Genomic DNA, 14333 nt, shown 5'->3' with positions numbered 1-14333 from the left:
GCAGACTGCACACTCGAATCCGAATGCGTTGTCGGGGAACAGTTTCAGGATTTCTTCCCCAGCAGGGCCACCACCCGCTGGGCAACCGCAGCGAGTTTGACGTTTTCGCGTTGGGACGCCTCGACCAGGGTCTGGAAAGCCGCGTCCTCGTCGATCCCTCGCGAGAACATCAGGGCACCTTTGGCCTGTTCGATGACGGCACGGCTTTCCATGGCCGTCCGGAGTCCGGCAACGTCGCGACGGGCCTGGTCCAGGTCACGGGACAGATCGATGATGGTTTCCCCGACTGTGGTATAGATCTTGAGCAGCGCCGCGTCGAGGTCGCTGAAACCGTCGCCGTCAACGCTGTAGAGGTTGAGAGATCCGACGTGGTCGCCGGCCAGACGAAGGGGGGCGCAGAGATAGCTGTGCACGCCGAGACGACGGAGTGCCGCGGTGAAGCCGGGCCAGCGATCGGGAAACTCATCGAGTAGAACCCGGACTACCGTGTGGGCGGAGGCAGCCTCGAGGCAGGGCCCCTGTCCGGTCCGATATTGGTCGACGCCGATCTCCGCCACCCGCGGGTCGGTGTAGGCAGGGGTGGTCGCCGTTCCATCCGGATCGACGAGTGTGATGCCGGCCATGTGGGCACCCGGGATGGTGTCGACAGTCCACCCGCACAACTGCTCGAGAAACGCAATGGTGCTGGGTTGTCCTGCGCCGAAACGCCCTCGCAACTGGTCCAGCGCCCCCGCAACGGCGTCGACTCTGGCGATCACATCGAGATCGTCAAGCGAGGGGTTGTTGGGCATCGGCGGGCTCTTTCTCGAGGGTGCGCGCAGGCACACCTCACCTGCCGCGAAGGGGGCAGGGTTCTCCACCGCAATACTCGCGTTGATCTTACCCACGTGGTCGTCTTCGACAGACGCCGGGGAGGAGGGCTCGGTGCCATACCGCGACCATGTATGGTGCCGCTTGCCCGGGCGACCCGGAGCGCCCCGTCGAGATCAGGTCCTACTCGCTACGCGATGAACACACCTGTCGGACAGAAGCACTCACGTCGACGTCCGTTCCACACGCCGATATCGGCAGGCGGCGCGCACACGCAGCAACGTGAGCGTAGGACGGCATTGGCAACCGCAGGTTTCCGGTGTGCCGCTCCCGCCATGGGGTACACCCGGAACATGACCCTTCCAGCACACGACAGACTCGCCATCGTCACGGGCGCAGACTCCGGTATGGGCAAGGCCGCCGCCGAACTGCTCGCCTCCGACGGATACGACGTGGGCATCACATTCCATACCGATTCAGAAGGCGCCGACGACACCCGGGCTGCAGTCGAGCAACGCGGACAACGTTGCTTCGTCGCTCGCCAGGACCTGGCGACACCGGACGCCGCCGAGGCAATCGACACCCTCGCACGACAGCTCGGTGGGCTCGGCGTGCTGGTGAACAATGCCGGCACCGCAGCCATCCGAGTCGCACAGACCAACGTGGTGCTGTAGAAAGAACTCACTACCGGTGATGTGCATCACAACTGACAGCACGCGGTCTGCGCTACGAAAGGACGATCCGATGACTCTCAACGTCGCCCTGTTGCTGCTCGTTCTCCTGGTCGGACTCAGCTCCGTCGGTGTCATGCAGGCCGCATTCCATCACCCCACCGGCCCATCCGGCCATGAGCCCAGAAATCTCTGACACGGAACAGAGCAGCAACCCGCTCACCGCTCCGAGAGCCTTCCGTCCGGGCCTGCGCCTGAGGCTCCCACACCGATGAGCCTTTCTCCCAGCTCGACGCAGCGGGCTGCGAGTTCCGGAGGCTCGAGGACGTCGAACTCGTGCCCCAGCATGAGCACGTACCACAGGACGATGTCGAGATCATCTGCCCCACTGACCACTTCGCATGAATGATGGTCGCGGGGCTTCACCATCGCAGCCGACGACGAGATCTGCCTGCGTACGACATCGGCGGGTGCACGGATGAGAAAGCGCGCCTGCTTCCGATATGCCCTGCTCGCGACTCCCTCTTGCACGTACGCTGCAGCATCGGGTGCCGGTCGCGGACGGAATCGCCACGTCCGTGCCGTCACCGCAGACATCCGGTCGACGCGGAAACTGCGCCAGTCGTCGCGCGCGAGGTCGTACGCCAGCAGGTACCAGCGGCGATCCGAGGCGACGAGGCGGTAGGGCTCGATCCGTCGCGAAGCCGAGCGATACTCGAATCCGATCTCCACCTCATCCCGGCATGCGCGCGCGAGCATCATGAGCACCTCGGAGTCGACGGGGTCGCGGCCTCCACCGAATGACTCCACCGAACCCGACAAGGCGCGCACCTCGTGTCGTAACCGCGCGGGAAGCACCTGGTCGAGCTTGGTCAGGGCCCGGAGCGCCGCGTCGCCGCCGCTCGCGAGCGCGCCTCCCGCGCCGGCGAGCAGAGCGACCGCGGTGACGATGGCTTCTTCGTCGTCGAACAGCAACGGCGGCAGATCCTGGCCGGATCCGAGTTGGTAGCCGCCACCGAGGCCCCTACCGGCACGCACCGGATATCCGAGGTTGCGCAGCCGCTCGACGTCGCGCCGGACGGTGCGGGGTGTGACGCCGAGCCGCTCGGCGAGTTCGGGGCCTGACCAGACCTGCCGCTGCTGCAGGAGGCCGAGCAGGGTCAGGACTCGTTCCGTCGTGTCGTCCACAAGTTTCAGCATGCCGCACACAGCGGACAGATCCTGTCCTCTTGTGGTGCCACAGTAGGTCCATGTCCACAGAATTCGACTTGAACCACTCGCTGCTGGAGCAGTGGGAATGGCACTGGAACAATCAGATCCGGAGCCGACTCCAAGGCATGACCGACGACGAGTACTTCTTCTCACCCGTGCCGAACCCGTGGAGTGTACGGCCACGCGGTACGTCGACCGCCCCCATGCAGGCCGGCACAGGCGATTTCACCATCGAATTCGCTTTCCCACAGCCGGAGCCCGCGCCGTTCACGACGATCGCGTGGCGGCTCGGGCACGTGATCGTCGGCGTACTGGCCGCGCGCAACGCAGCGCACTTCGGCGCGTCTCCGGCGTCGTACGAATCCTGGGAGTATGCGGGCACCGCACGAGAAGCGCTCGACCAGCTCGAAACCCAGCTCGACGTGTGGGTCGAGGGTGTCCGGGGCCTGAGCCACACAGAGCTGATCACTGCGGTCGGCGACAAAGAGCCCTACCCCGAGCTTGCAATGGCCGACCTCGTGCTGCACATACACCGTGAACTGATCCACCACCTGTCCGAGGTCTCGCTTCTGCGTGACCTGTACGCACACACCCGGGGAGAATCATGATCACCCTCATCGATCCCGACGAGCTCGCCTACAGTCCCGCATTCGCCCAGGGGGTGATCGCGCCCGCAGGCAAGATGGTCTACGTCGGCGGTCAGCTCGGCACCGACAGCTCCGGCGCCATGCTCGAGGGCATCGAAGCGCAAACCGTGCGGGCCATGAAGAACGTTTTCGCTGTGCTGGCGGCTGCCGGGTCGAGCCCGGATCTCGTCGTCAAACTCAACATCTACATGGTCGACGGGGTCGATGCACAGGTCGGGTACGCGGCGTCGCGGTCGGTCTGGGGCGATCGCCGCACGGCCATCACCGTCGTGACCACCGCCGGGCACGCCCGGCCGGGTGCGCTGGTCGAGATCGACGCGATCGCGGTAGTCCCCGAGTAGACCGCTCGGAGCGATAGTCTGCTGCCGACGCCGATTTCGGAGGAGCAGCATGACAGATCTCGCCCGCACACTGTCCGAGTTGACGCTCGAGGAGAAAGCAGGCCTGACCAGCGGGTTGAACTTCTGGTTCACGAAACCCGTTTCGCGGGTGGGTATTCCATCGATAATGCTGACCGATGGCCCCCACGGTATCCGCAAACAGGTCGAGGGTGGCGATCACCTCGGTCTCGCCGACTCGGTGCCCGCCACCTGCTTTCCGCCTGCCGTTGCGATGGGATGCTCGTTCGACCCCGAACTGCTCGAACGGGTCGGTGCCGCGCTCGGTGTCGAGGCCCGTGCGTCGCAGGTGAGTGTGCTGCTCGGCCCCGGAATCAACATCAAGCGGTCGCCGCTGTGTGGACGCAATTTCGAGTATCTCTCCGAGGATCCGTTGGTGTCGGGTGTCCTCGGGGCTGCGCTCGTCCGCGGGGTCCAGTCACAGGGCGTCGGCGCGTCCCTGAAGCATTTCGCCGCCAACAACCAGGAAACCGACCGGATGCGGGTCTCCGCGGACATCGACCCGCGTCCGCTACGGGAGATCTACCTGCGCGGGTTCCAGCGAGTGGTCGAGGACGCTCGGCCGTGGACGCTGATGTGCTCGTACAACCGGATCAACGGCGTGTACGCGTCGCAGAATCGTTGGCTGCTCACCGACGTCCTGAGAAGCGAGTGGGGGTACGACGGAGTGGTCGTCAGCGACTGGGGTGCTGTGTCCGACCGCGTCGCAGCGCTGGAGGCAGGCCTCGACCTGGAGATGCCGTCCACGGGTGGACGGACCGATCAGGAAATCGTCGACGCGGTGCGGGCGGGAAAACTCGACGAGTCCGTGGTCGATATCGCCGCGGGGCGGGTGACCGATCTCGTCGGCAAGGCGGCGATCGACCCCGACGCCGTATTCGATGCCGATGAACACCACGCGCTTGCCCGCCGGGTCGCCGCGGAGTGCGTGGTGCTGTTGAAGAACGACGAGGTCCTGCCGCTTGCCAGCGAGGCGAGGGTTGCCGTGATCGGTGAGCTGGCCCGCACCCCGCGGTATCAGGGTGCCGGGTCGTCACGGATCAACCCGACGCGTCTCGACAACGCCCTCGACGAGATCCGGACCTTGGCCGCGGGGGATGTCGCATTCGCTCCGGGCTACCTCGAAGACGGCACCATCACCGAGGAGCTGTGTGCCGCGGCCGTCGGCGCGGCACGGTCCGCCGAGGTCGCGGTGGTCTTCCTCGGGGTACCCGCTGCGCTCGAGTCCGAAGGCTTCGATCGTGCGGATATGGAACTGCCCGGCTCTCAGTTGGAGTTGCTCGACGCGGTGGTCGCGGCGAATCCGGCCACCGTGGTCGTGCTGTCGAACGGCGGGGTCGTGCGTGTGTCCGGTTTCGCCGATCGTGTGCCTGCGCTGATCGAGGGCTGGCTCCTCGGGCAAGCAGGTGGAGGTGCGGTCGCCGACGTGCTGTACGGACTGGCCGATCCTGCGGGCCGGCTCGCAGAGAGCATCCCTGTGCGCCTGGAGGACACACCGTCGTACACCGATTTTCCGGGCGAGCACGGACATGTCCGCTACGGCGAAGGCCTGTTCGTCGGATACCGCGGTTTCGATGCCAGAGAAACCGACGTGTCGTTTCCCTTCGGACACGGCCTGTCGTATACGACATTCGAGTACTCAGGCGCATCTGTGACCGTCGGTGACGACCTGGCCGTGGCGGTGACCGTCACCAACACCGGTGAACGGCCGGGTTCCGACGTGGTACAGGTGTACATCGGGTTGCCCGACTCCGCCGTAGCCCGCGCGCCCCGTGAGTTGAAGGGATTCGCGAAGGTGCGCCTCGATGCCGGAGAATCACGAAAGGTCGAGGTAGCAGTTCGCCGCACAGACCTCGCGTACTGGGATACCCGCGTCGATCAGTGGGTGGTCGAAGGTGGCACCTACCGCGTCGACGTCGGTGCTTCGAGTCGCGACATCCGAGCCACGTGCACCGTCGGCGTCGACGGCGACGACGTTTCCGTCCCGTTGACCCTGGAGTCGTCGATAGGCGAGATTCTCTCCAACCCTGAGGCAGCAGAAGTTCTTTCGAAGATCTTTGCCGCATCCGACGGCCAGGCTCCTGCCCTCGACCCGGCGGTCCTCGAGATGGCGGCGTCGATGCCGCTCGGGAGAGTGCTGAGCTTCGGGAACTTCGGGATCGGCGTCGAGGAGATCCAGCAGCAGCTGGATGCCGTGAACGGACGGTCGAAATGACCATGCGCATCGCAACATTCAACATCAACGGAATTCGTGCGGCCCAGCGCCGCGGATTCGAGGATTGGCTCCGCGAACGGGAACCCGACGTGGTCGCGTTGCAGGAGGTTCGTGCCCCCGCATCGGCGATTCCGGACGGCGTGTTCGGTGATCACCACGTCACCTACGAAGAGGGGACGCTGCCGGGACGCAACGGCGTCGCCGTCCTGACCCGCAAGGAGCCCACCGCGGTGCGCACGTGGAGCGGCACGGCGCTGTTGCGCCATCCGGGCGACGACCACATCGAGACGGTGGCCGCCGAACCCACACCCCTTGCCCGGGGCCTGCGCGAATTCGCTGTCGAAGGACGGTATGTCGAAGTCGACCTCGCGGACGCGCCGATCACGGTGGCGTCGCTGTATCTGCCGAAAGGTGGCCTGCCCGCCCACCTGCAGAAACCCGGACGGATGCGGGAGGCACCGGACGGTGGTGCACGCTACGACCGCAAGATGCGCTTCCTCGACGCCTTCGCCCGTCAGCTCACCAGATCACGGCGCACAGCCCTCGCCGCGGGTCGCGAGTTGCTGTTGATGGGCGACCTCAACATCGCGCACACCCGGTACGACGTCCGGAACTGGCGGCGCAGCAATCAGGCCGAGGGCTTTCTCCCAGAGGAACGCGAGTGGTTCGATTCGATCCTCTCGCCGCGCACCCTCGTCGACGTGGTGCGCAGGCATCATCCGGACGTCGACGGCCCGTATTCGTGGTGGTCGTGGCTCGGCCGGTCGTTTGCGAACGATGTGGGATGGCGTATCGATTACCACCTCGCCACTCCCGCGCTGGCGCGTTCGGCGGTGTCGGCGGCGACCGATCGCGATCCGGCTCCCGATCGCCGGATCAGCGACCACGCGCCCGTCGTCGTCGACTACGACCTTGCGGCCTTGGACAACACCCCGGGGACGCAACGCTGAGGTGACGCTCGCACCGCTGGTGGTTCACCATTGGCGTTGCGAGCCTCACCTTTGCGTTGCGGGCCTCTGGAACCTGCTCGACGCGGGCGCTCTGACCGAGTGGCATCGGGTCGATCACGCCTCGCGTGTCATCACCGAGGACAACGACATTCTCATGGCAGGCTCATCTGTATGCATGCGTACGACGAAGGGTTCGAGCCCCCGACAGCCTGTGCCGACTGGTGCCGCCTTCGCATGTACGACCTGCAGGTACTCGACGACGGCGTGACTGTCGATCTGAAGTGGTGGAACGACCATCTCAGGGACGCCGGACACGACATTCGGCTGCGTGGACGCAATCTCGACGGGCGCGTCGTCACCAGCGGCAAGGCCGTCGTCCCCCGCAACGATCTGCGTCTGGGCAGTGAGCTCGTCCAGAGCGATCACGACGGTCTGGGGCTGTTGTTCCTGTGCGCGGCCTGGCGCAGCGCGCACCCGCGCCGGCGCTCGGCGCGCCGACTCCCGAACGTCTTCGACGCCCATGCCCCGTCCGGACGCGACCCGCTCGCCAAGATCAAGGGCGTCCTCGACTACTGCGCGAAGACGAAGAAACTGCCCGACAATGCCCGACTCACCTGGTTGGGATGGCCCGATACTCCCGGCGTGGGAGTTCCGTTGTTCGCGACGTATCTGTGGGCCGTCGGCGTCCACACCGACACCGGTCCCGCGCAGCTGCTCGATCAGCACGGTGTCTCGACTCTCGTGCACGAGGGCTGGCTGGAGGATCCGTCGGTCGCCGATTTCACGTTGCGCCGGTACCTCCGCTACGTGGGACTCCTGCGCGGGTGGGCCGAGAAGATCCAGACCAGGCCGGAGCTGGTGGAGATGTGGCTCGTCGAACGCTGGGATGCCCGTATGACCGAGGTGCGTGACGGCTCACACGCGACCCCGCGCCTGTTCTGAGGTTGTCCACAGGGGCGCATTTCATCCACAGATTCGGCAGTATCGCGACTTTCACCGCCACACACGGCTCGTCGAGCGGGAGTATCCGCTCATGTACGAACCACGGGGACTCACCAGGAAAACACTCGCCGCGTCGGGTATGTCCGAACACCATATCGGTAAGGCGTTGCGGTCGGGCGAGCTTGTCACCATCGCTCACGGACTGTATCTGTGGCGCAAGGACTTCGATGCGATCGGGCCGGTGGGACGCCACCGCGTGCATGCACGCCATGTCGCTTCCGGCCTGGTCACCGGCGAGGCCATCAGCCATATCTCGGCCGCGGCACTCCACGGCATCGACGTCTGGGACGTTCCGCTACGTCGCGTCCACGTCTCGCGCCCTCCCCACCGCAGCGGGCGGGTGACGTCGGGCTTGCACGCACACACCACGAACTGGGACGACGGCGAGATCACACACGTTCTCGGGGTTCCGGTGACGTCGGTGGCGCGCACCGTCGTCGACCTCGCCCGTACTCTCCCCCGCGACCAGGCCATCGTCGTCGGAGATGCGGCATTACGTTTCGACCCGAGCGCAGCAACGCAGATACCCCGCGTGCTCGAGGCATCGCGCTGTCGCTACGGGCTGGTGTCGGCGTCGTCGGTATTGCAGTTCCTGGACGGCCGTAGCGAGAGCATCGGCGAGTCGCTGTCGAGGATCCGGATACACGAGTACGGCCTGCCCGCCCCCGACCTCCGACGCGAACTCGTCACTTTCGACGGACGACGTGTTCGCGTCGATTTCTACTGGGAAGACCTGGGGGTTGTCGGAGAGTTCGACGGCAACGAGAAGTTCACCGAGCCACAAGACCTCATCGAGGAAAGGCTCTGGGAGGACGGGCTGCGCGACCTGGGTCTCGAGGTTGTCCGCTGGGATGCGGAGGAGCTGGAGACCTTCGAGGTGGTTGCGCGACGGTTCGAACGTGCCGTGGCCCGGGTCCGGATGCGGGCACTCGATCGAGCGTTGTAGTGCGACCGTCCCGGCCTATGCGCTCCGGGTCATGCGAAGTCGAACATCGGTGGAACCGCGACGACCACCAGCGCGGCCCAGGCTCCGTATACGGGCAGATATTGCATCTGCCATCGTTCGACGGGGCCGAATCCGCACCGCCCACGGACGAACCGGATACCGAGCCACGCGGCGCCACACAGGTTGACCAGCAGGACCAGATTCAACCCGAGCGCAGTGATCTTGTTCGCCGTGAAACCGAACTCCACGATGCGCGTGAGCATGGCGACGAGCATCAGGACGTTGACGGCCAGCGCTGCCACCACGAGGACCATCTGAGCCACGTCGAACACATCGGGCGCCGCGTGGGGATCGCGAGCGGAGATGGCATACAGCAGTAGTCCCAGAACGAGAACCAGGATCAGGTCCATGAGGATGAGCAGGTCCCGGTCGACGTCGAGAACGCTCCGAGACGAGACGAACGCGACGACGAATGCTGCGAACAACGCGAGCAGCATGAGGATCGTCAGCGGCGTGAAGACCCGGGTGAGCACGGGCGCGATGTTCTCGATCACCGCTTGCTTCGCCTCGACGAGCCACGCTGCCACCACCATCGCTCCCACCGGCGCGAACGGGAGGACCCATGCTTCGAAGAACCATTCGATGTCGACGTTCAGCGCCGCGAACGTTCCCGCCGTGAGACCCATGAGCGCTCCCCCACCGAGCGCGAGCAGCACCATGTAGACGATCCATTCGCCGGTGAAGCGTACGAAGTCCATGCGTCGGCGGTCCGAGCGCCAATCACCACCGACGTATGCAGCACCGACCACGAGCCACAACACGATCGGGACGTGGATCGCCGCGATGATCTCGGTGTCTCCCCCATCGCCGAAGGGGTAGACATTGAGCACGAGGGCAGCTGCCACGAACGGAACTGCGAGGGCCGCGATGCCCGGAAGGGTCATGCTTCGCTTCCACGCGAAGTACGCAACGAGGAACGGCAGCACCAGAATGCTCAGGCTGCGCACGAGGACCTGTTCGGGTAGCCATTCGGCGCCCGCCTTGACGACCAGCCCTGCGGCAACGGCGAGAGCGAGAACCGCACCGAGTTCACGGGGCCTGCGCCTGACACCACCGAGGGGATCGGCGGAGACCAGGACGAGTTGCTTCCACAGTCGGTCGGAGTGTTCTCGCGCGAATTCGCGGGAGATGTCGTCGACGCTGCCCATCCGCCCCACCGCGACGAGGAATGCTTCACTCGACGTGAGTCCCGCGGTGGACAGATCCGAAACCTGTTCGCGCAGGTGCTCTTCCAGTTCGTCGATATCGGCCGGTGAGATCACCCGATGCCCCGAGACATACCCTCGCCACTGCGCGATCTGAGATTCGAGCTGTGCGTCGATGTCCATCACGCCCACCCCTGGGCAGCCGGTGGCAGCACGGCGGATTCCCACACACGGTGCAGGGCATCGGCGACGACCGACCACTGGGCGGCGCGCTCGGCGAGCATCTTCCTGCCTGTGTCGGTGATCGTGTAATGCTTCCGTCGACGCCCGTTCTCGCCAGTGGACCAGGACGCCGAGACGCAGCCGGCGCGCTCGAGCCGATGCAGCAGCGGATACAGCATTCCGTCGGTCCATTGCATGCGACCGTCCGACAGTTCGTTGACACGTTTGATGATCGCGTAGCCGTACGACTCGCCCTCGGCGAGAATCCCGAGAACCAAGGGCGTGGCCGATGCGGCCACGAGGTCCTTGTCGATGAACATGACCCTCCTATACCTAGCACTTCTAGGCGTCGCACATGACCCTAGCAGATCTAGGTACATAGCTCCGCAAGGTATGCAGGCTCGGTTCAGCGCAAGCGTTCGCGACGTCCGACGGTGCTACGGAGCCCTTCGGCCGCTGCGCGCACAGCGGCGACGTGAGCCTCCGGAGTGAATCGGCCGGTCGGGCCGGTGACACTGATCGCCGCAACGACTTCGTCGTCGATCCCGAACACCGGCGCCGCCACACACGTGATGCCCAGCGCCGATTCCTCCCGCTCGAATGCGACACCGGTTTCGACGACCCGTTCGAGTTGCATGCGCAGAATGCCTGGGGCGACGATCGTGTGCGGTGTGCGCCGGACCTTGGGCATCGCCAGTGCCTCGTGGACGAGTTCGGCGTCCGCGTGCGCCAGCAGCGCTTTGCCGATTGCGGTGCAGTACCACGGATTTCGACCACCGGTCCGTGACGGCGACTTCGCCTGGCGGTGGCCGCCCAGCTTCACCACGTAGACGACGTCGAGTCCGTCGCGCACCCCCAGATGCACAGTTTCGTGAGTGCGTTCGTAGAGATCCTGCAGGAACGGCATCGCCATCTCGAGCAGGCTGCGCTCGACGGAGGCCCGCATCCCCAGTTCGAACAATCCCCCGCTGAGGCGATATCCGCCGTCGACCCGATCGAGCAATCGGTTCGCGACCAGTTCCCCGGCGAGGCGGTGCACGGTCGCCTTGTGGAGGTGAGTGCGCCGGACGATCTCGGCCAGCGCGAGCACATTGTCGTCGGGGCGGAAGGCACGAAGGATCGTCACCGCCTTGCCGAGCACGGTGTCCAGATTCGGCGTCACGAGAAACAGCGTATCGCTCAGTGAGACGAACCATTGTTGCCCGAGGCCTCGACGCAGGACAGTAGAGGTCATGAGCAACCCCACGAACACCACCGCGGTCAGCGACGCGGATATCGCCGCCGCAGCAGACCGCCTCGTGTCCGCTGCCGCGAGCGGCGCCCCGACCGCCCCGATCCGCGACCTGATCGGCGAGAGCGATCTCGTCGCGGCCTACGCGGTACAGCAGCGCTTCAACGACGGCCGCACGCAGGCCGGCGCCGTCGTCGTGGGCCGCAAGATCGGCCTGACGTCCAAGGCCGTGCAGGAACAGCTCGGCGTCGGCCAGCCCGACCTCGGGGTCCTGTTCGACAGCATGGCGTTCGACAACGGTGCCGACATCCCGATGGACCTGCTCATCCAGCCGAAGGTCGAGGGGGAGGTCGGGTTCGTGCTCGGCGCCGACCTGATCGACGGCCCGCTCGACACCGCCCAGGTGCGCGACGCCATCGAGTACGCTGTCGCCGCTCTCGAAATTTGCGACAGCCGGATCGCCAACTGGGACATCAAGTTCGGCGACACCGTCGCCGACAACGCCTCCTCCGGCGTGTACGTCCTCGGCACCGAGCGCCGCACCCTCGACGAGGTCGAACCCGTCGAGGTCACCATGTCGATGGAAATCGACGGCACCGTGGTCTCCACCGGCAACGGCGCCGCCTGCCTCGGCGACCCGATCCAAGCCGTCGTCTGGCTCGCACAGACCGCCCGCGAACTCGGCCAGCCGCTGAAGGCCGGCCAGGTCATCCTCTCGGGCGCTCTCGGCCCGATGGCGTCCGTCTCCGCAGGCAGCACCGTCTCCGTCACCGTGTCCGGCCTGGGCACCGTGACAGCCCGTTTCGTGGAAGGAAAGCAAGCATGAGCAAGACCAAGGTTGCGATCATCGGATCGGGCAATATCGGCACCGATCTCATGATCAAGGTTCTGCGCACCTCCGAGGTTCTCGAGATGGGTGCCATGGTCGGTATCGACCCCGAGTCGGACGGCCTCGCCCGGGCAGCGCGCCTGAAGGTGCCCACCACCGCAGAAGGCGTCGAAGGCCTCGTGAACCTGCCGAACTTCGACGAGATCGAGATCGTGTTCGACGCGACCTCCGCGAAGGCGCACGTCGCGAACAACGAGCGTCTCGCTCCGCTGGGCAAGCGACTGATCGATCTCACCCCCGCCGCAATCGGACCGTTCGTGGTTCCCGCCGTCAACGGCGACGAGCACCTCGATGCGCAGAACGTGAACATGGTGACGTGCGGCGGCCAGGCCACCATCCCGATGGTTGCCGCCGTGTCCCGCGTCGTGCCCGTCGCGTACGCCGAGATCGTGGCATCGATCGCGTCGAAGTCGGCCGGTCCCGGCACTCGCGCGAACATCGACGAGTTCACCGAGACCACGTCGTCGGCGATCGAGACGGTCGGTGGCGCTCGTCGCGGCAAGGCCATCATCATCCTGAACCCGGCCGAGCCGCCCCTGATCATGCGCGACACGGTGTTCTGCCTCGTGGATGCGCCGGATCCGGCCACCCACGACGAGATCCGTCAGTCGATCGAGAAGATGGTCGGCGACGTCGCGGCGTATGTGCCGGGCTACCGCCTCAAGCAGCAGGTGCAGATCACCGAGATCCCCGAGGATCAGCCGGTCGAAACACTGCTCGTCGACGGCAACCGCCCGACCCACCAGGTCTCGATCTTCCTCGAGGTGGAGGGCGCTGCCCATTACCTGCCCGCCTACGCAGGCAACCTCGACATCATGACCTCCGCCGGACTCCAGATCGCTGAGCGGATCGCACAGAAGAAGGACAACGCCTGATGAGCAACACCACCGTCTTCGTTCAGGACGTCACCCTCCGCGACGGCATGCACGCGGTGCGTCACCGGATCACCCCCGCCGACGTCAAGCGCATCGTTTCCGCACTGGAGGACGCGGGCGTCGACGCTATCGAGGTCGCCCACGGCGACGGCCTCGCCGGCGGTTCCGTGAACTACGGCCCCGGCTCGAACACCGACTGGGAGTGGATCGAGGCCGCAGCCGAGGTGCTGCAGAACGCCCGCCTGACCACACTGCTGCTGCCCGGTGTCGGTACCGTCCACGATCTGCAGCGCGCCTGGGATCTCGGTGTGCGCTCGGTGCGCATCGCGACGCACTGCACCGAAGCCGACGTCTCCGCGCAGCACATCGCGACCGCCCGCGAAATCGGCATGGATGTCTCGGGCTTCCTGATGATGAGCCATATGGCCCCGGCCGAGGAGCTCGCCAAGCAGGCCAAGATGATGGAATCGTATGGCGCCCACTGCGTCTACGTCACCGATTCCGGCGGACGCCTCACCCTCGGTGGTGTGCGCGACCGCGTCCGCGCCTACCGCGAGATCCTGAACGACGGCACCGAGATCGGTATCCACGCACACGAGAATCTGTCACTGTCGGTGGCGAACAGTGTCATCGCCGTGGAGGAGGGCGTCTACCGCGTGGACGCCTCGCTCGCCGGGCACGGCGCCGGTGCGGGCAACTGCCCGATCGAGGCGTTCATCGCGGTCGCAGACCTGTACGAGTGGAAGCACGGCTGCGATGTGTTCAAGCTGCAGGACGCAGCCGACGACATCGTCCGCCCGCTGCAGGACCGCCCGGTGCGCGTCGACCGTGAAACCCTCACCCTCGGCTACGCCGGTGTGTACTCGAGCTTCCTGCGTCATGCGGAGGCGGCGTCGGCACGCTACGACATCGATGTGCGCACCCTGCTCCTCGAGGCAGGCAAGCGCAAGCTGGTCGGTGGTCAGGAAGACATGATCGTCGACATCGCGCTCAACCTCGTCGCCGAGCGCGAGGCCGCCAGCGCCTGACACTCCAGGCATCCGTGCGCGGTTCCGGTGAT

16 protein-coding genes are annotated in these 14333 nt (G+C 65.8%); 11 read left to right on the top strand and 5 right to left on the bottom strand.

The window, feature by feature from the left end:
• Positions 1–44: 44 nt before the first annotated feature.
• Positions 45–887: an ANTAR domain-containing protein gene (locus tag ACSYG9_RS18365; protein WP_454839419.1), complete on the bottom strand. Its 843-nt coding sequence runs from the start codon at positions 885–887 to the stop codon at positions 45–47.
• 276 nt (positions 888–1163) lie between these two features.
• Here ACSYG9_RS18365 and ACSYG9_RS18360 point away from each other — a divergent pair, with 276 nt between their 5' ends.
• Positions 1164–1484, top strand: coding sequence for an SDR family NAD(P)-dependent oxidoreductase (locus ACSYG9_RS18360; RefSeq protein WP_440123884.1), 321 nt, complete (start codon positions 1164–1166; stop codon positions 1482–1484).
• 70 nt (positions 1485–1554) lie between these two features.
• On the top strand, positions 1555–1677 hold the full coding sequence (locus ACSYG9_RS18355) for a hypothetical protein (RefSeq protein ID WP_440123883.1): 123 nt from the start codon (positions 1555–1557) through the stop codon (positions 1675–1677).
• 23 nt (positions 1678–1700) lie between these two features.
• Here the strand turns inward: ACSYG9_RS18355 and ACSYG9_RS18350 are convergent, their stop codons facing one another.
• Complete coding sequence (locus tag ACSYG9_RS18350; RefSeq protein ID WP_440123882.1) at positions 1701–2669, bottom strand: WYL domain-containing protein; 969 nt, start codon at positions 2667–2669, stop codon at positions 1701–1703.
• Positions 2670–2731: 62 nt separating this feature from the next.
• Here ACSYG9_RS18350 and ACSYG9_RS18345 point away from each other — a divergent pair, with 62 nt between their 5' ends.
• The 6 genes from ACSYG9_RS18345 to ACSYG9_RS18320 all read left to right on the top strand — a co-directional run bounded on the left by ACSYG9_RS18345 (position 2732) and on the right by ACSYG9_RS18320 (position 8851).
• A complete protein-coding gene (locus tag ACSYG9_RS18345; RefSeq protein WP_440123881.1) occupies positions 2732–3301 on the top strand; it encodes a DinB family protein in 570 nt (189 codons plus the stop codon).
• Positions 3298–3681, top strand: coding sequence for a RidA family protein (locus ACSYG9_RS18340; RefSeq protein ID WP_440123880.1), 384 nt, complete (start codon positions 3298–3300; stop codon positions 3679–3681). The genes ACSYG9_RS18345 and ACSYG9_RS18340 overlap by 4 nt, the downstream gene beginning before the upstream one ends.
• Before the next feature lie 49 nt (positions 3682–3730).
• Positions 3731–5953 carry a glycoside hydrolase family 3 C-terminal domain-containing protein gene (locus ACSYG9_RS18335; RefSeq protein ID WP_454839418.1) on the top strand — a complete coding sequence of 741 codons (2223 nt, stop codon included), beginning with the start codon at positions 3731–3733 and terminating at the stop codon, positions 5951–5953.
• Between the two features lie 2 nt (positions 5954–5955).
• A complete protein-coding gene (locus ACSYG9_RS18330) occupies positions 5956–6903 on the top strand; it encodes an exodeoxyribonuclease III (RefSeq protein WP_454842994.1) in 948 nt (315 codons plus the stop codon).
• Positions 6904–7074: 171 nt separating this feature from the next.
• Complete coding sequence (locus ACSYG9_RS18325; RefSeq protein WP_454839417.1) at positions 7075–7845, top strand: 8-oxoguanine DNA glycosylase OGG fold protein; 771 nt, start codon at positions 7075–7077, stop codon at positions 7843–7845.
• 91 nt (positions 7846–7936) lie between these two features.
• Positions 7937–8851: a hypothetical protein gene (locus tag ACSYG9_RS18320; RefSeq protein ID WP_440123877.1), complete on the top strand. Its 915-nt coding sequence runs from the start codon at positions 7937–7939 to the stop codon at positions 8849–8851.
• Positions 8852–8880: 29 nt separating this feature from the next.
• Here ACSYG9_RS18320 and ACSYG9_RS18315 read toward each other — a convergent pair whose 3' ends face one another.
• The 3 genes from ACSYG9_RS18315 to ACSYG9_RS18305 all read right to left on the bottom strand — a co-directional run bounded on the left by ACSYG9_RS18315 (position 8881) and on the right by ACSYG9_RS18305 (position 11512).
• The gene (locus ACSYG9_RS18315) at positions 8881–10239 is read right to left on the bottom strand and encodes a permease prefix domain 1-containing protein (RefSeq protein ID WP_454839416.1); all 1359 of its coding nucleotides are present in this window, start codon (positions 10237–10239) and stop codon (positions 8881–8883) included.
• The gene (locus tag ACSYG9_RS18310) at positions 10239–10598 is read right to left on the bottom strand and encodes a helix-turn-helix transcriptional regulator (RefSeq protein ID WP_440123875.1); all 360 of its coding nucleotides are present in this window, start codon (positions 10596–10598) and stop codon (positions 10239–10241) included. Before ACSYG9_RS18310 ends, ACSYG9_RS18315 begins: the two co-directional genes overlap by 1 nt.
• A gap of 86 nt (positions 10599–10684) precedes the next feature.
• Positions 10685–11512 (bottom strand): IclR family transcriptional regulator domain-containing protein, encoded by an 828-nt coding sequence (locus ACSYG9_RS18305; RefSeq protein WP_440123874.1) that lies wholly within the window; start codon positions 11510–11512, stop codon positions 10685–10687.
• Between ACSYG9_RS18305 and ACSYG9_RS18300 the strand changes: the two genes are divergently transcribed.
• The 3 genes from ACSYG9_RS18300 to dmpG are packed head-to-tail and all read left to right on the top strand — an operon-like array spanning position 11511 to position 14301.
• A complete protein-coding gene (locus ACSYG9_RS18300; RefSeq protein ID WP_440123873.1) occupies positions 11511–12335 on the top strand; it encodes a fumarylacetoacetate hydrolase family protein in 825 nt (274 codons plus the stop codon). The genes ACSYG9_RS18305 and ACSYG9_RS18300 overlap by 2 nt on opposite strands.
• Positions 12332–13273: an acetaldehyde dehydrogenase (acetylating) gene (locus tag ACSYG9_RS18295; RefSeq protein ID WP_169687505.1), complete on the top strand. Its 942-nt coding sequence runs from the start codon at positions 12332–12334 to the stop codon at positions 13271–13273. The genes ACSYG9_RS18300 and ACSYG9_RS18295 overlap by 4 nt, the downstream gene beginning before the upstream one ends.
• Positions 13273–14301 carry a 4-hydroxy-2-oxovalerate aldolase gene (gene dmpG / locus ACSYG9_RS18290; protein WP_440123872.1) on the top strand — a complete coding sequence of 343 codons (1029 nt, stop codon included), beginning with the start codon at positions 13273–13275 and terminating at the stop codon, positions 14299–14301. Before ACSYG9_RS18295 ends, dmpG begins: the two co-directional genes overlap by 1 nt.
• Positions 14302–14333 lie beyond the last annotated feature (32 nt).

The organism is Rhodococcus sp. SJ-2, assembly GCF_053750035.1.
This window is presented reverse-complemented; position numbering and strand designations above follow the sequence as displayed.